The sequence below is a fragment of the Aeromonas sp. 102P genome (assembly GCF_051920345.1).
GTDB lineage: Bacteria > Pseudomonadota > Gammaproteobacteria > Enterobacterales > Aeromonadaceae > Aeromonas > Aeromonas veronii.
The window spans coordinates 2,169,921-2,189,609 of sequence record NZ_JBQBCZ010000001.1 but is presented as its reverse complement, the minus strand read 5'-3'; the positions used below and the strand labels follow the sequence as shown (position 1 = coordinate 2,189,609).

The 19,689-nt window shown below is 60.6% G+C and carries 15 protein-coding genes, 1 tRNA gene and 3 pseudogenes; 9 read left to right on the top strand and 10 right to left on the bottom strand.

The genetic code is table 11. The features are described 5' to 3' along the window. Nucleotides 1-161 precede the first annotated feature (161 nt). Together ACTG1K_RS10460 and ACTG1K_RS10455 are read right to left on the bottom strand one after the other, a co-directional pair. Complete coding sequence (locus tag ACTG1K_RS10460) at nucleotides 162-1,247, bottom strand: ATP-binding protein (RefSeq protein WP_440005262.1); 1,086 nt, start codon at nucleotides 1,245-1,247, stop codon at nucleotides 162-164. After that, a complete protein-coding gene (locus ACTG1K_RS10455) occupies nucleotides 1,244-1,972 on the bottom strand; it encodes a response regulator (RefSeq protein WP_440005260.1) in 729 nt (242 codons plus the stop codon). The genes ACTG1K_RS10460 and ACTG1K_RS10455 overlap by 4 nt, the downstream gene beginning before the upstream one ends. A gap of 157 nt (nucleotides 1,973-2,129) precedes the next feature. Between ACTG1K_RS10455 and ACTG1K_RS10450 the strand changes: the two genes are divergently transcribed. Both ACTG1K_RS10450 and ACTG1K_RS10445 read left to right on the top strand, forming a co-directional pair. Continuing rightward, entirely contained in the window at nucleotides 2,130-3,287 is a 1,158-nt protein-coding gene (locus ACTG1K_RS10450; protein ID WP_440005258.1) for an efflux RND transporter periplasmic adaptor subunit, read from the top strand. A gap of 15 nt (nucleotides 3,288-3,302) precedes the next feature. Next, nucleotides 3,303-4,961 carry an efflux RND transporter permease subunit gene (locus tag ACTG1K_RS10445; protein ID WP_440005256.1) on the top strand — a complete coding sequence of 553 codons (1,659 nt, stop codon included), beginning with the start codon at nucleotides 3,303-3,305 and terminating at the stop codon, nucleotides 4,959-4,961. Here the strand turns inward: ACTG1K_RS10445 and ACTG1K_RS10440 are convergent. Further along, nucleotides 4,950-5,897, bottom strand: a complete 948-nt coding sequence (locus ACTG1K_RS10440; RefSeq protein WP_440004735.1) for an IS481 family transposase — start codon at nucleotides 5,895-5,897, stop codon at nucleotides 4,950-4,952. The genes ACTG1K_RS10445 and ACTG1K_RS10440 overlap by 12 nt on opposite strands. 84 nt (nucleotides 5,898-5,981) lie before the next feature. On the opposite strand from ACTG1K_RS10440, the pseudogene ACTG1K_RS10435 reads away from it, so the two are divergent. Continuing rightward, nucleotides 5,982-7,469 (top strand): annotated as a pseudogene (locus tag ACTG1K_RS10435) (efflux RND transporter permease subunit); the annotation flags it as partial. Nucleotides 7,470-7,555: 86 nt separating this feature from the next. Here ACTG1K_RS10435 and ACTG1K_RS10430 read toward each other — a convergent pair. Continuing rightward, nucleotides 7,556-7,645: transfer RNA gene (locus ACTG1K_RS10430), tRNA-Ser, on the bottom strand. A 439-nt stretch (nucleotides 7,646-8,084) separates the two neighbouring features. Here ACTG1K_RS10430 and ACTG1K_RS10425 point away from each other — a divergent pair. Continuing rightward, on the top strand, nucleotides 8,085-8,993 hold the full coding sequence (locus tag ACTG1K_RS10425) for a L,D-transpeptidase family protein (protein WP_232489899.1): 909 nt from the start codon (nucleotides 8,085-8,087) through the stop codon (nucleotides 8,991-8,993). 39 nt (nucleotides 8,994-9,032) lie between these two features. Continuing rightward, nucleotides 9,033-10,021: pseudogene (locus ACTG1K_RS10420) on the top strand (DUF481 domain-containing protein). Nucleotides 10,022-10,023: 2 nt separating this feature from the next. Here ACTG1K_RS10420 and ACTG1K_RS10415 read toward each other — a convergent pair. The 3 genes and pseudogenes from ACTG1K_RS10415 to rihA form a co-directional block, all read right to left on the bottom strand. Next, a pseudogene (locus ACTG1K_RS10415) lies at nucleotides 10,024-10,173 on the bottom strand (IS3 family transposase); the annotation flags it as partial. Nucleotides 10,174-10,234: 61 nt separating this feature from the next. Then, nucleotides 10,235-10,720 carry a hypothetical protein gene (locus tag ACTG1K_RS10410; protein WP_440005254.1) on the bottom strand — a complete coding sequence of 162 codons (486 nt, stop codon included), beginning with the start codon at nucleotides 10,718-10,720 and terminating at the stop codon, nucleotides 10,235-10,237. A gap of 33 nt (nucleotides 10,721-10,753) precedes the next feature. Further along, on the bottom strand, nucleotides 10,754-11,689 hold the full coding sequence (gene rihA / locus ACTG1K_RS10405) for a pyrimidine-specific ribonucleoside hydrolase RihA (protein WP_440005252.1): 936 nt from the start codon (nucleotides 11,687-11,689) through the stop codon (nucleotides 10,754-10,756). Nucleotides 11,690-11,911: 222 nt separating this feature from the next. Here rihA and ACTG1K_RS10400 point away from each other — a divergent pair, with 222 nt between their 5' ends. Then, nucleotides 11,912-12,640 (top strand): RluA family pseudouridine synthase, encoded by a 729-nt coding sequence (locus ACTG1K_RS10400; RefSeq protein WP_440005250.1) that lies wholly within the window; start codon nucleotides 11,912-11,914, stop codon nucleotides 12,638-12,640. 154 nt (nucleotides 12,641-12,794) lie between these two features. Here the strand turns inward: ACTG1K_RS10400 and udp are convergent, their stop codons facing one another. Further along, a complete protein-coding gene (udp, locus tag ACTG1K_RS10395) occupies nucleotides 12,795-13,550 on the bottom strand; it encodes a uridine phosphorylase (protein ID WP_005337975.1) in 756 nt (251 codons plus the stop codon). 381 nt (nucleotides 13,551-13,931) lie between these two features. On the opposite strand from udp, the gene yiaY reads away from it, so the two are divergent. The 3 genes from yiaY (at nucleotide 13,932) to ACTG1K_RS10380 (ending at nucleotide 16,370) form a co-directional block, all read left to right on the top strand. Further along, entirely contained in the window at nucleotides 13,932-15,083 is a 1,152-nt protein-coding gene (gene yiaY, locus ACTG1K_RS10390) for an L-threonine dehydrogenase (protein ID WP_201936862.1), read from the top strand. Nucleotides 15,084-15,219: 136 nt separating this feature from the next. Continuing rightward, nucleotides 15,220-15,558, top strand: a complete 339-nt coding sequence (bamE, locus tag ACTG1K_RS10385) for an outer membrane protein assembly factor BamE (RefSeq protein WP_005337980.1) — start codon at nucleotides 15,220-15,222, stop codon at nucleotides 15,556-15,558. Between the two features lie 182 nt (nucleotides 15,559-15,740). Next, nucleotides 15,741-16,370, top strand: coding sequence for an NAD(P)H-binding protein (locus tag ACTG1K_RS10380; protein ID WP_201936865.1), 630 nt, complete (start codon nucleotides 15,741-15,743; stop codon nucleotides 16,368-16,370). Between the two features lie 160 nt (nucleotides 16,371-16,530). Here the strand turns inward: ACTG1K_RS10380 and ACTG1K_RS10375 are convergent, their stop codons facing one another. Then, entirely contained in the window at nucleotides 16,531-18,225 is a 1,695-nt protein-coding gene (locus tag ACTG1K_RS10375) for a pyridoxal phosphate-dependent decarboxylase family protein (RefSeq protein ID WP_440005248.1), read from the bottom strand. Nucleotides 18,226-18,449: 224 nt separating this feature from the next. Then, nucleotides 18,450-19,466 (bottom strand): lipoate--protein ligase A, encoded by a 1,017-nt coding sequence (locus ACTG1K_RS10370; RefSeq protein ID WP_440005246.1) that lies wholly within the window; start codon nucleotides 19,464-19,466, stop codon nucleotides 18,450-18,452. Nucleotides 19,467-19,689: the final 223 nt, after the last annotated feature.

Genomic DNA, 19,689 nt, shown 5'->3' with positions numbered 1-19,689 from the left:
TAGCGGCAAAAAACCATGATTTCGCGCCAAATGAGCCATGTCCAAACCCCTCCTGCTCACCCGGCACAAGCGGTAGAAAACCCTATGACGGTCGCTTGCCGAACGCCCCTGTGCGGGCAGCTGTCAGCTGTATAGCTTCATCAGAACCTGCCGCCCGCAGGCTAGGTTTCAGGGCAACCGGACATGGCAGAGATGGGCCAAGAGAGCACGAATCGGCTCCCTCCCTGCCCGGTAGCTTGGCAAACCGCGCTGCCACCGTGGGCCTCGGCAATCGCCTTGACCACGGCGAGTCCGAGTCCGCTCCCGCCGCTCTTGCGCGAGCGTGACGGATCTCCGCGACGAAACGCATCGAAGATACAGGCGGCGATCTCCTCGCTGATGCCCGGCCCCTCATCTTCCACACTCAGGACGCACACACTCTCCGAGCGATGCAGCCGCACGGTCAGCAGGCCCGGCAGCGCGTGCTTCTGGGCATTTTCCAACAGCGCCATCAGAGCCTGACGGATACGAAACAGATCGCAGCAAACATGAAGTTCGCTATCGAGCTCCCGCTGCAACACAAATCCGCTCGCCGCCAGAGGGCTGGCAAACGCCTCAAGCACCACGGCAAGCTCGTCGGCCAGCCTGACCTCGGTCCGCTGCAACTCCAGATGGCCGCTGTCGTTGAGGCTCAATACCCGCAAATCCTCGATCAGGTGATTGAGCCCCTCCACCTGACGCAGCAATCCCTCGAAGAGTTCGCTGCTGGGAGGAAATACCCCTTCGGCCAGCCCCTGCAAACGGCCGCGCAAAATGGTCACCGGAGTGCGCAACTCGTGGGCAATTGCGGCATTCCAGAACTCCCGCTCGCGGGTCATGCTCTGCAGTCGCTCGGCCATAGTATTGAAGTCGCGCACCAGTTGCGCCGTCTCCCCGATCGCCTGCTCATCCTCCGGCACACGGGCATCGAGTTTGCCCTCGGCCACCTCGCGCAGGCTGGTTGCCACCGAGTTGAGGGGAGTCAGGATGCGGCGAGAGAGGCGCACCGCCACGTAAAGCGCCATCCCCAATGCAATGAGAATGGTGGAGCCGATCCAGATCATCTCGACTCTGGAGGGCACCCAGGTCTCGGAGATGCTGCCCGGCACAAACGCCACGGCGATGCCATAAAACACATAGGTGCCGATCACCGCGAGGGAGATGATACCAAGCGTCATCAAGCCCAGAGAGCGGATGATCTGCCTGCGAAGGCCGGGCGCCGATTTCATGCATCGCCCCCGAAGCGATAGCCAACGCCCCAGACACTGGCGGGGACCCCCTGAATGCCGTGTGTCTCCAGTTTTTTGCGCAACTTGCTGATGTGGCTATCCACCGTACGCTCCTGGGTATCCCCCTCCGGCAAGCAGTGAGTCAGCAGTTCGGCGCGGCTGAACACCCGTTTCGGCGCCCGCATCAAAGAGGCGAGCAACTTGAACTCGGTCAGGGTCAGCTCCAGCACCTGCTGCTGGTCATCGCGGAAAATGCAGGCCTCGTGGCTCTCCAGATCGATCTGCAACTGGCCGACCCGCAGCACGTTCGCCGTGGCAGGCTTTACGGCCCGGGTGCGCCTGAGCACGGCCTGCACTCGCGCCACCACCTCGGCCGGATTGAAGGGTTTGACCACATAGTCATCCGCCCCCATGCGCAGCCCCATCAGCTTGTCGAGATCCTGATCGAGGGCGGTCAACATGATCACCGGCGTATCGCCGCGCGCCCGGATCTCGCTGAGCACCTGCCAGCCATCCAGTTGCGGCATCCGCACATCCAGCAGCAGGAGATCGGGTTTGAATGCCTGATGCATGACCAGCGCTTCACGGCCATCGGCGGCGTGCAGGGAGCGCAAGCCATGACGTTGCAGGTAAGCGGCGAGGATGTCGGCGATCTCGGCTTCATCCTCTGCAATCAGTACCAGTGACTGGCCCGCCGGGCTGGCGGAAGCATTGAGATGGGACATAGTCGGACTCGAAAAAAGGTGGCGTTGAACTTTATCATCGCCTCCATGGATTCTCCACAAAGCCTCGAATCATTCGCAATAGCCCCTCGCCATAATGGCCGCTCGATGCACTCTCCGGTCACATCACACCGGAGAGACGGTTTAACGAGGTGAGTGGATGATGTTTGTAAAACAGCGGTATGCGGGCGCCCTGCTCGCCGTCATTGCCGCATTCGGGTTGGCGGGTTGCGATGTCGCGCCGCAAGAGCAGGAGGCACCCGCCCCTCCTCAGGTGTCGGTGCTGACTCTGACTGGTCGGGAGCTGGTCATCAGCGAGGATCTGCCCGCCCGGGTGGCGGCACTGCGCAGCGCCGACATTCGCGCCCAGATCAGCGGCATCGTACAGCGCCGCCTGTTCGAGCAGGGCGCCGAGATCAGCTCAGGCACAGTGCTGTTCCAGATAAACCCGGCCCCCTTCAAGGCCGATGTCGACAGCGCCGCCGCCGCATTGCAACGGGCCGAGGCCGTGCTGGCCCGCGCCCGCATCCAGATTGAGCGCCTGCAGCCGCTGCTGCGCACCGACGCCATCAGCCGCCAGACCTATGACGATGCGATCTCCCAGCGGGATCAGGCGGCCGCCGATGTAGCCCAGGCCAGGGCGACTCTGGCCCGGCACCAGCTGAACCTGCAATTTGCCAGCGTGGAGGCCCCCATCGCCGGGCGCATCGATCAGGCGCTGGTGAGTGAAGGTGCCCTGGTGTCGCCCACCGATGCCACACCCATGGCCAGGATCCAGCAGATTGATCAGGTCTACGTCGATGTGCGTCAACCGGCCTCGGTGCTGGAATCCCTGCGCCAGCAGGCTGGCTCAACGGCACCGGAACTGGCGGTAGAGATCCTCGGCAGCAATGGCACGCCGCTGGGCATGCAGGGGCACATCCTCTTCTCCGGCATCGAGGTCGATGCCGGGACCGGCGATGTGCTGCTGCGGGTGCTGGTGGATAACCCTGAGCGGCGGCTGTTGCCCGGCCTCTATGTGCAGGCGCGCATCCCCCGTGCCCGCTATACCAACGCCCTGACCGTGCCCCAGCAGGCGGTAGTTCGCACATCGGGTCAGACCCGCGTGTGGGTGGTGGATGGCCAGGGGCAGGCACAGCTGGTTCCGGTCAACACCGCTGAACTGGTGAATAGCCAGTACCGCATCGCGTCCGGGCTCAGTGCCGGGCAACAGGTGGTGATCGAAGGGATCGACCGTCTGACCCCGGGGGTTCAGGTCACAGCTTCCCCCTGGCAAGCACCCGCTGTCAGCCAACCGGCTGACGGTGGCATTCGCTGAATCGGAGAGTTATCCATGCCGCAGTTTTTTATCCATCGCCCGGTGTTTGCCTGGGTGATCGCCCTGTTCATCGTGCTGGCAGGGGTCATCGCCATCCCCAAGCTCCCCATCTCCCGCTATCCCTCGGTGGCGCCGGTGTCGGTGACCCTCTATGCCGCCTATCCGGGTGCCACGCCGCAGACCCTGAACGATGCGGTGGTGAGCCTTATCGAGCGCGAGCTGTCGGGAGTGAAGAACCTGCTCTACTTCGAGTCGTCGGTGGACGCCTCGGGCAGCGCGCAGATCACCGCCACCTTCAAGCCGGGCACCGATCCGGAGCTTGCCCAGATGGACGTGCAAAACCGCATCAAGGCAGTCGAACCTCGCTTGCCACAAGCGGTGCGGCAGACCGGCCTACAGGTGGAGTCCGCCTCATCCGGCTTTCTGATGATGGTCGGCATGACCTCACCGGATGGCCGCTTCGATGAAGTTGCCCTCAACGACTACATGGCACGCAATATTGTGCAGGAGCTGCGCCGCATCGACGGGGTAGGACGAGTGCAGCTGTTCGGCGCCGAGCAGGCCATGCGCATCTGGGTAGATCCGGCCAAACTCGCCGCCTACGGGCTGACCATCGGCGAGGTGGCACAGGCCATCGAGCAGCAGAACATCCAGATTGCCCCGGGGCGCCTCGGTGACGAGCCCGCCCTGCCTGGCCAGCGCCTGACGGTACCCCTCACGGTTCAAGGGCAGCTGACAACCCCCGAGGCGTTCGCCGCCATCGTGCTGCGAGCTGGTGGTGATGGCGCCAAGCTGGTGCTGGGTGATGTCGCCCGGGTCGAGCTGGGGGCGCAATCCTACGCCTTTTCCAACCGCGAGAACGGGGTAGCCGCCACCAGCGCCGCCATCCAGCTCTCCCCCGGCGCCAACGCCGTGCGTACCGCAGATGCGGTACGCACCCGTCTCGCCCAGCTCGCCCCCACCCTGCCGGCGGGCATGACCTATTCGATACCCTTTGACTCGGCCCCCTTCGTCAAGGTCTCCATCGAAAAGGTGATCCACACACTGCTGGAAGCCATGGTGCTGGTGTTTCTGGTGATGTTTCTCTTCCTGCAGAACCTGCGCTACACCCTGATCCCGGCCATCGTCGCCCCTATCGCCCTGCTTGGCACCTTCGCGGTGATGCTGCTGGCCGGTTTTTCGATCAACTCCCTCACCATGTTCGGCATGGTGCTGGCCATCGGCATCATAGTCGACGACGCCATCGTGGTGGTGGAGAACGTCGAGCGCCTGATGGCCACCCGGGGGCTGTCGCCCCGGGAGGCGACCTCGCAGGCCATGAAGGAGATCACCGGGGCGGTGATCGGCATCACCCTGGTGCTCACGGCGGTGTTCCTCCCCATGGCGTTTGGCAGCGGCTCGGTGGGGGTCATCTACCAGCAGTTCACCCTGTCGATGGCGGTGTCGATCCTCATTTCGGCCTTTCTCGCCCTGACCCTGACGCCTGCGCTCTGCGCCACCTTGCTGCGTCCGGTCAGTCCGGATCATCATGAGAAGCGCGGCTTCTTCGGTGCCTTCAACCGGGGTTTCGAGCGGTTCACGGCAGGCTACGGTGCGCGGGTAACCCGGCTGGTCGGGCGCAGCGGACGGATGATGGCAACCTTTGCCGCCCTCTGCGCCGTGCTAGCTGTGTAAACCCACCAGGTTGTTCACAGATTGAAGACGACTGATGGGGGGCTGGTAGCCCAGACTGGCATGAGGACGATGCCAGTTGTACTCATGCAACCACGGTTGCAAGTGCTCTGCCCGTTGCTCTGACGAGTCATAGCTCCGTGCATAAGCCCACTCACGCAGGGCGGTCTGAATGAAGCGCTCTGCTTTGCCATTGGTTTGTGGTGTGTAAGGCTTGGTGCGCAGATGCTTGAGCCCCAGCCGACGACACAGCTTCTGGAAGCGTTTCGACCGGTAACAGGCTCCATTGTCCGTGAGTAGCCGACTGAAACAAATGCCGAGCCCGGCGTAGTAGCGAAGTGCCTGTAACAGCGCCAGGCAGGCACTGCGTCCCGTTTCATCAGGATGCAGAGCGCTGAACGCCACACGGGAGTGGTCATCAATCGCCACATGAACACACTCCCACCCTGCGCCGCGTGAGTCCTTGCTGCGGTCGCCGGTGATACGATGGCCGGGACGGTGGAAACGCCCCAACTTTTTGATGTCCAGATGCAGCAAGTCACCCGGTTTCTCATGTTCATAGCGTTGTACTGGAACAGCTGGGGCCAGATTGGCCAATCGATGAAGTCCCATGCGCTGCAAGATGCGGGCGACAGTACTGTGCCCTATGCCCAGATATTGGCTGATGTGCCGATAGGTCCGTCGCTGCTTGCGCAGTTCGATAATCCTCTGCTGGCGCTGGTCATCAATGGCATGAGGGCAAGATGCGGGTCGAGAAGAGCGATTGTACAAACCATCAGGTCCCTCCTGGCGATATCGAGTGAGCCACTTGTAAGCGGTGCGGATACTGACCCCGGCAGCGTGAGCGGCCTCTTCAACGCGCAGGCCCTGCTCAAGGATACGCTGGACAAGAAGCTGTCGACCAAAGACGGTTAATCGGGCATTTTTATGATTGTTCACTCGGGCACCTCGGATGATTGGTTTGGTTGGTGCCTCCAATTCTCCGGGAATGCCCCGAGTGAACAACCTACAGAGAGATCACAGCTAGCCATCGCCGCCGCCCAGCTGCCCTCCTCTTTCCTGCCGGACGAGGATCAGGGCTACTTCATGACCTCCATCCAGCTGCCGACCGGCGCCACCAGCGAGCGTACTCTTGAGGTGGTCAAGGCCTTCGAGGCTCACGTCGCCTCTCGCGAGGTGCTGGACACCAACCTGGTGGTGCAGGGCTTCAGCTTCTCCGGCGCAGGCCCCAATGCCGCCATGGCCTACACCATGCTCAAAGATTGGGATCAGCGTCATGGCGCCACGGCAGCCGAAGAGGCAGATCTGGCACAAGCGGCTATGGCAAATATTCCTGAAGGCACGGTAATGAGCCTGCTGCCGCCCGCCATCGATGAGCTGGGCACCGCCTCCGGCTTCACCCTGTTCCTGCAAGACAGAGCCAACCGGGGGGAAGCCGCGCTGCTGGCCGCCCAGGCACAACTGCTGGAACTGGCCGCCAACAGCCAGGTAGTCAGTGATGTGTATCCCGACAATCTGCCTCCCGGCGAGAGCATTCACCTCGAGATCAACCGACAGAAGGCCGAAGCCATGGGACTCTCGTTCGCCAGCGTGAGCAGTACCCTGTCGGCCGCAATGGGGTCGCTCTACGTCAACGACTTCCCCAACGGCGGGCACATGCAGCAGGTCATTCTGCAGGCCGACGCGTCGGCGCGCATGCAGCTCGATGATGTGCTCGGCCTGCGGGTGCGCAATGCCAGCGGCGGCATGGTCCCCCTGCGGGAGGTGGTGACACCGGAATGGCGCGAATCGCCGCAACAGATGATGCGCTTCGATGGCTTCCCTGCCGTGCGTATTGCCGGGGGGGCTGCGCCCGGCATCTCCAGCGGAGCGGCGATGGCGGAGATGGAGCGTCTGGTGGCGCAATTGCCGCCAGGCTTCGCATTGGCCTGGACGGGACAGTCGTTGCAAGAGCGCCAGTCGGCCGAGCAGGCCCCCCTGCTGATGCTGTTGTCCGCGCTGGTGGTCTTCCTGGTGCTGGCGGCACTCTACGAGAGCTGGTCGATCCCGCTCTCGGTGATGCTGGTGGTGCCGCTGGGCCTGCTCGGTGCCGTCGCGGCCGTGATGCTGCGCGGTATGCCCAACGACGTCTTCTTTAAAGTAGGCATGATCACCATCATCGGTCTGTCGGCCAAGAATGCCATCCTCATCGTGGAGTTTGCGCGCCAGTTGCACAGAGAAGGGCGCTCACTGCTTGATGCGGCTGTCACTGCTGCCCGCCTGCGCCTGCGCCCCATTCTGATGACCTCACTGGCCTTCACCCTCGGAGTGGTGCCCTTGATGCTCGCCAGTGGCGCCAGTGCGGAGACCCAGCACGCCATCGGCACCGGCGTGTTTGGCGGCATGATCAGCGGCACCCTGCTGGCCATCTTCTTCGTACCGGTCTTTTTTGTCTTCATCATCGGGGCGCAGCAGCGCCTGCACTCCTGGCAGGCACGGCGAGCATCCAACAGCATTAATCCGGCTCGATGACCACAGATACACAGGCGGCCGGATAGTCCCTCAGCACATCACCAAAAGAAAAAGCCCAACCTGCTAAACAGGTTGGGCTTGGTATGTGGCGGAGAGACAGGGATTCGAACCCTGGGTGGCATTGCTGCCACAATTGATTTCGAGTCAATCCCGTTCGGCCACTCCGGCATCTCTCCGTGGGATGAGATTTTTACCCGAGCTGGACCGAGGATGCAATAAAAATTTCTTAGATATCAAATGGCTGAATCAGATATCTGGGAGCAGGCTCACAATGTGGCGCGTGCTGTTCGCGTTGCCAGGCCACCCTGCATCCACCCGACATTAACCCTCTCGCACACCCGGCCATTATCCATATCGTGACATTCCACCATTGCCATCAGGCGTCTATTTTTCCTGCTCGGCGCTCAAATTTATGGGTGATGCCGATTTTGGCCGGTTTCCTATGTATCCCCACATCATTGCGGGTGCGCAGCAAGCTGGTAATCATGGGCTGATTGAGGAACAATCGCGCCATTCTGGCGGCTGTGTTGATGATTTTCCGCCCCGATTGAACTGATGGATCTTCTTATGCGATTGCCGAAACTCAAGCCCCTACCCTTAACGCCCGCCCTTTCCATGCTGCTGGCAGCCATCCTGCTCTGCGCCGCGCCGGCAGAGGCCAAACGCTACCCGCTGCCACCTGCCGGGAGTCGCCTTATCGGTGAGCTGGAGGATTACATCATCCAGCAGAATGAACATCTGGAACTGGTTGGCAAAAATACGCAAATTGGATTTTTGGCGCTGCTTGAGGCAAATCCGGGTGTAGATCCCTATTTACCCAAGCCGGGCACCCGTTTGACGCTGCCCACCCAGATGCTGCTGCCTGATGTGCCTCGCGAGGGGATCGTCATCAATCTGCCCGAACTGCGCCTCTACTACTTCCCCAAAGGGAAGAATGAGGTCATCGTGCTGCCCATCGGGATTGGCGATATCGGCCGCGAGACTCCGGAGATGACCACGACGGTCATCGAGAAGAATCCCAACCCGACCTGGGTACCCGGCCCCATGGTGCGCAAATCCTGGCTGGAGCAAAAAGGGATCACCCTGCCCGCCGTGGTGCCCCCCGGCCCGGAGAATCCCCTTGGCAAGTTCGCCATGCGCCTTGGCTATGGCAAGCGCGACTACCTGATCCACGGCACCAACAAGGATTTTGGCGTTGGCCTGCGGGTAAGTGCAGGCTGCATCCGGCTGCGACCTGACGATATCGAGGCCCTGTTCAAGATTGTGCCGATCGGCACGCCGGTGCGGGTCATCAATCAACCGGTCAAGGTCGCCATCGAACCGGATGGTCGGCGCTGGCTGGAGGTACACTCCCCGCTCTCCCGCACCGAAGAAGAGCTTGAAAATGGCGCCCCGCTGGTGCTATCTCCGGCCATAGAGAGCTTTATCAGCGCACCTGACGTGATGCAGGATGAGGTGACGGCTGCGCTGGAGAGCAAAAATGGCCTGCCCCGCCCCATCAGCAGCCAACTTGTCAGTGGCTAAGTCACCAGCGCCCGAGTCGCACCGGAGTCACCTTACCTCATGAAATTCCTGCCCCTCCTATTCCTGTTGGCCTGTCACTCCTTGTGGGCCAAGGACATTCTCTGGATGAACAATGGCGATCGTCGACCGGTAACATCGAGGAGGTGACCGAACAGTCGATGCGCATCGCCCTGCCCTACAGCGGCGCGGTGACCGTCAAGCGGGAGGCCATCAAACGCTGGCGCATTGATAAAGAGGACAAACCCAAGGCAACGGCAAAGGGTGGGCTCAAGCTGTTCGAGGATGACCAGGATGAACGCAACGCCTGGCTCTGGACCGGCAGCGGCGATCTGAATGTCAAACTCAAACAGAATGACAAGCAGACCAACAACGTCAACCTCAAGTGGAAAAGCGAGCTGGCCAATCTGGACTGGCGTTACAGCTTCTCCGGTGAATATACCTATGAGACCGCTGACAACATCACCGACAGCCATGATTATCAGCTCAACCCTACGCTGGACTACTTCTTCAACCAGCAGTGGTTCTTGCGCACCTCACTCGATGCCGAATATGACATGCTGGATAAAGATCGCTATCTCTATATGGACTATGGCTCGGGGCCGGGCTACCGCTTCTGGAACGACAAACGCCGCCGACTGGAGCTGATGGCCCAAGGGGGATTAAGCCGACTCTACTTCCGTGAAGATAGCGAGGTTCCCAAGATTTTTCTGGGTGAACGGGTCATTGACTACCCCTTCGCCGGTTTTAACTGGGATTATCGCCAACCTTTCTCCCTCTGGCAGGAGAAAATGGAGCTGTTCAGCCAGGGGCGCTATCTGAAATATCTGGCACAAGCCTCCCCCTATTTCACCCGTAATCAGGATCTGAAAGGCAGCATAGGATTGCGCTACTACTTCAACGACCATCTGCGCCTCTCCTGGTCGAGTGAGCTGGATTGGGAAGATGCTGACATCCTTGTCGACACAGGCAGCCCGGAACCCCGGGAGAGCGAATTAAGACACCTGCTCAGCCTTGGCGCCAGTTTCTGAGTCAACCATACCTGAATGGTCGAATTGCCCTGAATGCTATATCGAGATTGTGCTTGTTGGCAGGTTAGCTCGCCTTTTTCAATCTGCTCGACCAACGCCAGTTTCAAAGTCAGCGAGTAATCGCGCTGTGTCCGTTTCACACCTTGTCCCATCGAGCTCTCGATTTATTGGGGGAAAAAGTGCAAACCATATTCAGGACGGGACACACGAACACTAAAAGCCTACCTCAGCCATGGCAGGCATAGCCGAATCTTCCTGCTCCCCGTCGGACTCGCCGCGGGTGCAGTCGATGATGGAGCGCTTGGGGTTGTTGGGATCGCGCAGCAGCAGGGGCGCCAACCCCTCGTCATGCTTCGGCTCGTCGCCAAACTCGCTGCCGTAGGCGTTGTGGGTCAAGCGGCGGGCATTGGCGATGGGGGTATCAACAAAGAGGGCGTGCACTTCGAAGCTGGAGGCTGGCACGATAAAGCCGACCACCGGCAAGCCGTGCAGCTCCTCGTGCACCTTGTACCAGGCAAAGCCGTCGCTCACCTTGTAGGGAGTGTAGTTGGCCAGTTGTAGATTGGCGGGCCTGCCCGTCTCATCCACATAGAGATCGGTAAATTCACAGGTCGCCAGCCCCTGCCACATCCGCTCGAATGGCGTCGCACAGCCCGTCAGTTGCAACCCGGCCAGCAGCACCAAGCCTCTCTTCCACATTCCCCGCCCCTTCTTGCAAAAATGAACCGGCGCTCAGTCAAACGCCCGCAGCCGCGCCACCAGCAGATCGATAAAGCCCGGACGATCCAGCCCCAACAATACCAGCGCATTGGCTTGTTTGCCGGAGAGACCATAACGATCCACCACCGTCATCCCCACGGTATGCTCACCCCGGGTCTCGATATCGACTCGGCACTCGACCCCGTGGAACAGCTCGGGAGCCAGCAACCAGGCAATGGTACAGGGGTCATGGAGCGGTGCACCAGCAAATCCCCACTTGGGGTCCCGATGGTAGATCATGAAAAAGTCGAGCAGCCCGGCCACGCACTGGGCCACCGGATTGGTGATGGCGCGCACCCGTTCGATATCCTCGTCCATCACCTGCGCCTCATGAGTCACATCGAGGCCGCACATGGTGATGGGGATGCCCGACTTGAAGACCATATCGGCCGCTTCCGGGTCCACATAAATATTGAATTCCGCCGCCGGCGTCCAGTTGCCAGCCCCTGCGGCGCCCCCCATCAATACGATGCGGGCAATCTTGGGTTTGAGCTCGGGATGAGCCGCCAGCAGCAGGGCGATATTGGTGAGCGGCCCGGTCGGCACCAGAGTCACGGGCTGCGGGCTCTCGCGCAGACATTTGGCCATCAGCTCGATCCCCGTCATCCCCTGCGGTGCAAAGGCGGGATCCGGCAACTTGGGGCCATCGAGGCCCGATTCGCCATGGACGTTGTCGGCGATGATAAGCTCCCGGGCCAGCGGTTTCGGTGCCCCCGCCGCCACCGGAATATCGTCCCGCCCCAGCAAGGTGAGGATGCGCAGGGCATTGTTGAGGGTCTTGTCCGGCGTCTGGTTGCCCGCGCTGGTGGTAACCGCCAGCACCTTCAGTTCAGGGCTGGCCAGCGCCAGAATGAGGGCGATGGCGTCGTCGTGGCCGGGATCACAATCAAGAATAACGGGCAGTGCCATGGGATGAGTCCTTACAACATAACAGGGAGCCATACCTTAACAAGCAAGCCTCGGATGAACTCGGGAAGGGGTCACAAAACGGGGCCTTGTTGCTGACCTGGGCGGTTTGCACGGCACACCGCCTAGCTCAACACGGCTCACTATCAAAAGTTTGCATGGCGTCATGCCGTTCATTTTCCGAGGCAGCGCACCACCCATTCGCCTGGCCGCGCCGGTTCGGGTATGATCGCCCCCCGTTTCCAGCCTGTGCCACCTATGTCCGTTATCGTCGACACCTTTATCGCCCCGCCCTGCAGTGCCGCAATCGAGACCCTGTTCGAAGATGAGCACCTGCTGCTCATCAACAAGCCGAGCGGCCTGCTGAGCCTCTCGGGCAAGAATCCGCAGAACCTCGACTCGGTTCACTATCGACTGGTACAGGATTACCCCGGCTGCACCCTGGTGCACCGCCTCGATTTTGGTACCTCAGGTCTCATGGTGGTGGCCAAAAACAAGGCCATCAATGCCCAGCTCTGCCAGCAGTTCAGTCAACGGGCGGTGAGCAAAGCCTACAATGCCCTGCTGTGCGGTCATCTGGCCAGTGATGAAGGGATTATCGACGTCCCCATCGCCAAGGATCCGGCCCTCTTTCCGCTGATGAAGATCTGCGCTGCCAGCGGCAAACCCGCCCGCTCCCGCTATCGGGTGACTGAGCGGCTAACACAGCAGATGCAGGGGCAAACCGTTCCCCTGACCCGGGTGAGGTTGGTGCCAGAGACCGGCCGCACCCATCAACTGCGCATCCACAGCCAGCTGCTGGGCCACCCCATCCTCGGCTGCGATCTCTATGGTGGCCTGCTGCCACCCGGCTGCGAACAGGCGCCGCGGCTGATGCTGCATGCCAGCGAGCTGGATTTTGCTCATCCGGTGAGCGGCGAGCCGATGCAGATCCGCTGTGCAGCGCCTTTTTAGGAGCAATAAGTAGAGACAACCAGCGCGAGTGCAACGGGATCAGTGAAAGGCGTGACGGGAGAGGAAAAGCGGCAAACGGCGGATAAAGATAGGGGCCGCGCTTTCGCAACGGCCCCCACCCCCCACTCGGTACTCTTTGTTACAAAGAGGGCTATCAGATCAGCTTGCGGGCAGCGCCCAGTACGATCTTGATGGCATCAGATTCGGTTTTCGCCATGGTCTCGGCGTTCGGGATTTCCTGCTGGGTACGGTTGACGATAACGCCAGCCACCATACCGGCACGCAGGCCCTGGCTGGAGCACATGGTCAGCAGGGTTGCAGATTCCATCTCATAGTTCAGCACGCCCATGGCTTGCCACTCTTTCATGGAACCCTGGAAACGGCTCACTACGCGGCCGGATACGGTGTCGTAACGCTCCTGACCCGGGTAGAAGGTGTCAGAGGAGGCGGTCACACCGATGTGCAGCTTGGAGCCCATCTCTTTGGCGGTGTTCACCAGTGCAGTAGTGCAGTCGAAATCGGCAACAGCCGGGAACTCCATCGGTGCGAAGTGCAGGCTGGCACCGTCGAGGCGCACGGAACCGGTGGTCACGATCACGTCACCCACGTTCAGGTGCGGCTGGATGGCGCCAGTGGTACCGATACGCAGGAAGGTGCGGATACCCAGCTGGGCCAGCTCTTCTACCGCGATGGAGGTGGACGGGCCACCGATACCGGTAGAGCAGATGATCACGGCCTTGCCGTCCATCTCGCCGCGCCAGGTAGTGAATTCACGATGGCTGGCCAGGTGCACCGGGTTATCCAACAGCTCTGCGATACGCTTCACGCGCTCGGGGTCACCGGGGACGATCGCCAGGGTGGCGCCTTGCAGATCCGCTTTCTTCAAACCCAAGTGAAATACATCAGACATATTGGACTCCTGGTTGCCCCCTGCCAGCATGGTCAGGGCACAAGTTAAGATGATTCTTTATGATACTTTCAAGCCTTTACCCCCTCTTCGGGGAGGCGCCAACTATGGTCGAAAGCGCTTTCCAATTCCTTGAAGCGCCTCACACTTCCACGCATTGACAGTGACAAACATTGCGCAAAACGTTTGCTAACTCAATGAAATAATTGACAAACGTTTTTCTGCTAATCGAGTCAGATGCGGGAAAGTCAAGCCTGGTTCAGCGCTTAATTAACGACTCGTGATCGACCCCGTAAAGTTGTAAACAAGATGCTTTTGTATCCCTTTCTAGATGGTAGCCTAACTCTCAACTACCACTTAATGGCTAACTATAGGAAGTCCATCATGGCTACATTCAAATTCTATATTCCCGCAATCAACCTGATGGGTGCCGGCTGTCTGCAAGAGGCAGCCGCCGATATCAAGGGTTACGGCTATCGCAAGGCGTTGATCGTCACCGACAAAATTCTCAACCAGATCGGCGTGGTCGCCAAGCTCACCACCCTGCTGGCTGAACATGGTATTGAAAGCGCTGTTTTCGATGAGACCAAGCCAAACCCCACTACCAGCAACGTCGAAGCGGGTCTGGCCATGATCAAGGCCAACGGCTGCGATTGTGTCATCTCGCTGGGTGGCGGCTCGCCCCACGACTGCGCCAAGGGCATCGCGCTGGTCGCCGCCAACGGTGGCAGCATCAAGGATTACGAAGGGGTGGATCGCTCCGCCAAGCCGCAGTTGCCGCTTATCGCCATCAACACCACCGCCGGTACCGCCTCCGAGATGACCCGCTTCTGCATCATCACCGACGAAGCGCGCCACGTGAAAATGGCCATCATCGACAAGCACGTTACCCCGCTGATGTCGGTCAACGACCCCGAGCTGATGCTGGCCAAGCCAGCCGGTTTGACCGCCGCCACCGGTATGGATGCCCTGACCCACGCCATCGAGGCCTATGTCTCCACCATCGCCACCCCGGTAACCGATGCCAGCGCCGTGATGGCCATCGAGCTGATTGCCAAGCACCTGCGCACCGCCGTTCACCATGGCGATGACCTGCATGCCCGCGAGCAGATGGCCTACGCCCAGTTCCTGGCCGGCATGGCCTTCAACAACGCAAGCCTGGGCTATGTGCACGCCATGGCCCACCAGCTGGGCGGTTTCTATGACCTGCCCCACGGTGTCTGCAACGCCGTGCTGCTACCCCACGTTCAGGCGTTCAACGCCCAGGTGAGCGCCGCTCGTCTGAAGGATGTCGCCCGCTACATGGGTGTTGACGTGAGCGCCATGAGCAACGAACAGGGCGCCGCCGCTGCCATTGCCGCCATCAAGCAGCTGGCGCTGGATGTGAAGATCCCGGCCGGTCTGGAGCAGCTCGGCGTCAAGGCCGATGACTTCGATACCCTGGCCAGCAACGCCCTGAAAGATGCCTGCGGTTTCACCAACCCGAAACAGGCCAGCCACGAAGAGATCGTCGCCATCTTCCGCGCGGCGATGTAACAGCAGCCGGATTGCCAGAAAGGGTCGCAGTGCGACCCTTTTTATTGGCTGATGGATCAATGGCTTTTTACTTCCGTGGAGGGAGTCGGTATGATTTGCCGAGCCAAAAAGACTGTATGGATGATCTGAACTCGATATGCGGATGAAACACCTGATTGCCGCGGCTTTGACCGCCCTCACCCTCTCCGGTTGCAGCCTGGTCTATCGTATCGATATTCCCCAGGGCAACTATGTGGAACAAAAACAGGTCGACAAACTGCGCCAGGGGATGACCCGCGAGCAGGTCAGCTATGTACTGGGGACCCCCATGCTGCGTGACGGCTTTGACCCCAACACCTGGTACTACCTCTATGAATTCCAGCCGGGCCACGGCGACAAGGAGCGCAAAGAGCTCACTGTCACCTTCGCCAACGACAGGCTGACCACAGTGACGGGTGACTTCCCGCTGCCAGCAGCCTTCAATACCCCGCTCTGATATCCCGCAAAACCGGCCTCGCGCCGGTTTTGTTTTATCCAGCCCCGCGTAATTCATCCTGCCCGTGATCCTGTCAGGGGATACAGTGTCATCTCCCCCATTGCAGCTGCTCGCAAATTGCCTGATGCTGATGAACAGCCACCATGACATCAACACCATCGAATGACACAGGGAGAATCCCCATGAGCCGGATCCTGATTGCCGGAGCCAGCGGCCTGATCGGTCGCGAACTGGTGCAGCAACTGCCTGCCGAACATGAACTGACCCTGCTCTGTCGCAAGCCGGGCAAGGAGGCGCACCAATGGCTGCCGGTCAATTTTGATGATCTGGCCAGCGTTACCCTCTCCCGCCCGGTGGATATCGCCTTCTGTGCCCTCGGCACCACCCGTAAGGAGGCAGGCTCTGCCGAGGCGTTTCGCCGGGTCGATCTCGACTATGTGGTCGCCTTTGCCGAACTGGCCCGCCGCCACGGCTGTCAGCGGCTGATCGTGGTCTCGAGCATGGGGGCCAGTGCATCGTCCCTGGCTCTCTATCCGCGTACCAAGGGAGAGATGGAGCAGGCCCTGCTGGCCCAATCCTGGCCACGGCTCGCCATCGTGCGGCCCGCCATGCTGCTCGGAGATCGCCAGCCACCGCGCCTCTCCGAGCAGATTTTTCAGACCATCTACCCGCTGTTTCGGCCGCTGCTGGTGGGCAAGCTCGCCCGCTGGCGCGCCATCGAGGCCAGTCAGGTGGCTCGCGCCATGATCGCCCTCTCGAAACTGCCCGCCGGGTGCGAGATTGTCGAGAACGAGCAGTTGCTGACCCTCTGAACCCGGCCTTCCCCACTACTTACGCACAGTGCTGCAAAAACAGAGCCGCAAAAACAGCAGGGCAAGCCAACCGGCTTGCCCTTTGTCTATCTGTTGGCGTGATACACCCCAACCACCTCTTGCCACCATTGACCGCGCTCGGCAGTCAGGGCAACCGCCCTCAACCGCGAATATGGTCGATAAAGGCGTCGATCTGCTCGCGAGTGCAGGCAGGATTCATAAAGACTGCCTTTTCCCCAGCGATATAGGAGTACTTGCCACGGGCGTCATAGTCGGAATGGGCCACCGCCTCCACCCAGTTGGTGTAGAGCCCCACCTTGCCGCGCCCCTTGAACAGGCTGCGGTGGTAGTCGGTGTTGCGCTGCAAGCGGGTCTTGTAGGCGGGATCGCTGGAGCGGGCCAGCTCGAAGGCAAACTCGGCCTCCGGGTCGCTCACCCACTCGGAGTTGTAGATCTTGAAGCCGACGCTCGGCCCCTGATTCTCCTGCGCCACCAGTTTGACGTTGCCCAGCTGGCTTAACCGGAAGCGGAAGTAATTGGCATTTTGCAGGCAGTGGGCCAGCACGGTGCGATACCCCTCGACCCCCATATAGTTGAGCGCCGCATAGGCACCGAACAGGCCGCTCGCGCCGCGGGAGCACTCGATGGTGGATTGCAGGTGGGTCTGGCCCTGAATGTCCCGCTCGAAGTAGGAGAAGTTCTCCGGGTCATTCTCCATCGCCTTGAGGTCATCCTGCTCTTTAATCATCACCAGACTGGAGGTGTAGGGCACATACCCCCACTTCTGGAAGTCGACGGTAAAGGAGTCGGCATATTTCAGCTCGGCAAAGCGCGCCACGTTGCGCTCGATCCCCGCCAGAGTGGCGCTGTTGATGGCGAGCGGATTGGCAGCAAAGTCGTAACCCAGGAAGAAGATCATCGACCAGCCGATAGCTGCATCGACGTGGATGTGCGGCTTGACCGTCACCTCGAACTGCTCGCAGAGGCGATTGCGCAGCTCGAACACGGGTTTCACCTGATCGACCCCGAAGGTATCGGTGGTGCCCATGGTGAGCATGATGGTGGGCACCACGTGCTTCAGGGCAAAACAGGCGGTCAGGGTGCGCTCGAGGTGGTCGAGATCGATGTCATTGTTCTCGCCGACCTGAATGCGGATGGTCTTGTTCTCGATATCGACCCCGAGCAGGGAGAGGTTGGTGATGTTGGAGTAGTGACCGCCCTGGGAGTTGATGATGCGGTAATCCTGATAGTGGCCTAGCCCCTTGTGCTTGGCCTCCGGCAAGGTTTTGCGAATGCCGAGCAAGTAGCCATAGAGGTTACAGAAGGTCCCCCCCTGGGTGAAGATGCCGGTGGCGCGAGCCGGGTCGTAACCCGCCAGCAGCGCAATCTGGCGCACTACCTTTTTCTCCAGCTCCTCGGCCACTCCGGCATATTCGGAGTAGACCAGATTGGGGTTGGCCAGAATGCCCAGCTGGGCGCCATAGATAGCGGGATCCGCCGACATGGTGATGACGTTCTCGACGCTGGAGGGGTTCTCCCAATCCTTCGATAGAGCAGCGGCAAACAGCAACTCGGCCATCGGCTCGCCCGGGGTGCGCATGGTGGCGGGCACCGGCATGGTCTCGCAGAGATCGGCCAGGCGGGCACGGCCATCAGGCCAGGCATTCAGGCGGGCATCGGGGGCCAGGCCACGGGCCCGAAATTCGTTGAGGGTGGCAAATCCGGGTTCGCGAAAAACGGGCCAGAGATCGGGATTGCGCGAGAAAAAGTTGGTTTTGACGGTGGCGAAACGGGCGGAGAAATCGGGATGGACGGCATTGACGCTTTCGTCTTGCAGATAAACTAAGTCACTCATTTTTATACCATTAGCACAGCAAATGTGCGGCCGTTATACCCCTGTACCAGCGGGGCCGACAGTGACAATATCTAATGGCCTACCCTACTTTTTGTCATGTATCAGCCATCACAAGGGCTGGCAAAAAGGCGCCTTTGAGGCGCCTCTTTATATTTCGTGATCTTGCTCCCATCCTGGCTGACAGCGCCCTCACTAACGGACCGCCATCAGTGCAGTGCCCCCCCTCAACGCAGGGAGGTCAACAGCCACCGGGCAAACTCCGCCAGCTCGCTCTGCTGCTGCGGGAAGGCCGCCAGCCAGGGCTGCAGGCGCGCGGAAACCGCCTCCGGTCGATAGCCACAACCCGCCAGCTCGGCCGCCAGCAGATCAAACGGAGCCGGCTCCAGAGTATCGCTAAAGAGCTGCGCCCGGGTGATGCCCCCTTTCTCCACATCAAAGTGCAGCTCCACCCCGCCCCAGCTGAACCGCTCCTCCAGCAGATGGCTGAACGCCGGAGCATGGCCATAGTTCCACTCCCAGCTGCGCTGGCGGGCGAAGGTCTCGGCAAAACCGGGCAGATCCGGCATCTGCTCGGGGGAGATATGCTCGGGCTCAACTCGCGCACCGTAATGGTGGAAGAAGGCCTCGACCAGCGCCTCGTTCACCTGTTGATGGTCGATCCCCGGCAACAGTTCGCACAGATTGGCCACCCGGCTGCGCACCGAGGTGATCCCCTTGGCCGCCAGCTTCTTGGGGTCGGGGTTGAGGTAGTTGGCAAGGCGGCCGAGATCGGCGTCCAGCAGCAGGGTGCCGTGGTGGAACCCGCGATCCAGTGTCTCCCTGTAGGCGGACCCCGATACCTTGCGCTCCCCGTCCGGGGTCGCTACCAGCAGATCGTTGCGACCGGAGGCAAACGCCTCGATCCCCAATCGCTTGAGCCCGTACAGCACGATGGCGGTGGAGACGCTCTTGTCATACTCCGGCTTGCCCGCCATGAAGGTGAAGCAGCTGTTGCCAAGGTCGTGGAACACGGCGCCACCGCCACTGCTGCGACGCGCCAGGGTCACCCCGTCCTCTTCCATGCGACGGGTGTTGCACTCCTTCCACGGGTTCTGGGCACGGCCAATCACCACGGTATTGGCATTGCGCCAGAGGAACAGCACCCGCTGGCCGGGGTCCATCTGGCGGAAGATGCACTCCTCGACGGCCAGATTGAACAGGGGATCGTGAGAGTCGGAGAGAAGCAGACGCAAGCGGGACATAAAAAGACCTTATCCGGAACTGGGGGCAGCATGATAACACTGACGGGGTACCATCACTGAGCCGTTGCACATTAACCGGTGCGCAGCAGCCGCGACACATTTGCGTCACACCTGACCGCCCCATAAAAGTATCTATTGATATAACGACACAGCTTGACGTGCAACCACGGAAAAAATGCAGTCAAGCCACAATGACAACGATAAAAACGGGAAAAAGTGGCTA

Excerpts from the sequence above, each read along its gene's own strand:
- ACTG1K_RS10460 (WP_440005262.1), bottom strand. The coding sequence starts at position 1,247 with ATGAAATCGGCGCCCGGCCTTCGCAGGCAGATCATCCGCTCTCTGGGC.
- ACTG1K_RS10455 (WP_440005260.1), bottom strand. The coding sequence starts at position 1,972 with ATGTCCCATCTCAATGCTTCCGCCAGCCCGGCGGGCCAGTCACTGGTA.
- ACTG1K_RS10450 (WP_440005258.1), top strand. The coding sequence starts at position 2,130 with ATGATGTTTGTAAAACAGCGGTATGCGGGCGCCCTGCTCGCCGTCATT.
- ACTG1K_RS10445 (WP_440005256.1), top strand. The coding sequence starts at position 3,303 with ATGCCGCAGTTTTTTATCCATCGCCCGGTGTTTGCCTGGGTGATCGCC.
- ACTG1K_RS10425 (WP_232489899.1), top strand. The coding sequence starts at position 8,085 with ATGCTGCTGGCAGCCATCCTGCTCTGCGCCGCGCCGGCAGAGGCCAAA.
- ACTG1K_RS10410 (WP_440005254.1), bottom strand. The coding sequence starts at position 10,720 with ATGTGGAAGAGAGGCTTGGTGCTGCTGGCCGGGTTGCAACTGACGGGC.
- rihA (WP_440005252.1), bottom strand. The coding sequence starts at position 11,689 with ATGGCACTGCCCGTTATTCTTGATTGTGATCCCGGCCACGACGACGCC.
- ACTG1K_RS10400 (WP_440005250.1), top strand. The coding sequence starts at position 11,912 with ATGATCGCCCCCCGTTTCCAGCCTGTGCCACCTATGTCCGTTATCGTC.
- udp (WP_005337975.1), bottom strand. The coding sequence starts at position 13,550 with ATGTCTGATGTATTTCACTTGGGTTTGAAGAAAGCGGATCTGCAAGGC.
- yiaY (WP_201936862.1), top strand. The coding sequence starts at position 13,932 with ATGGCTACATTCAAATTCTATATTCCCGCAATCAACCTGATGGGTGCC.
- bamE (WP_005337980.1), top strand. The coding sequence starts at position 15,220 with ATGCGGATGAAACACCTGATTGCCGCGGCTTTGACCGCCCTCACCCTC.
- ACTG1K_RS10380 (WP_201936865.1), top strand. The coding sequence starts at position 15,741 with ATGAGCCGGATCCTGATTGCCGGAGCCAGCGGCCTGATCGGTCGCGAA.
- ACTG1K_RS10375 (WP_440005248.1), bottom strand. The coding sequence starts at position 18,225 with ATGAGTGACTTAGTTTATCTGCAAGACGAAAGCGTCAATGCCGTCCAT.
- ACTG1K_RS10370 (WP_440005246.1), bottom strand. The coding sequence starts at position 19,466 with ATGTCCCGCTTGCGTCTGCTTCTCTCCGACTCTCACGATCCCCTGTTC.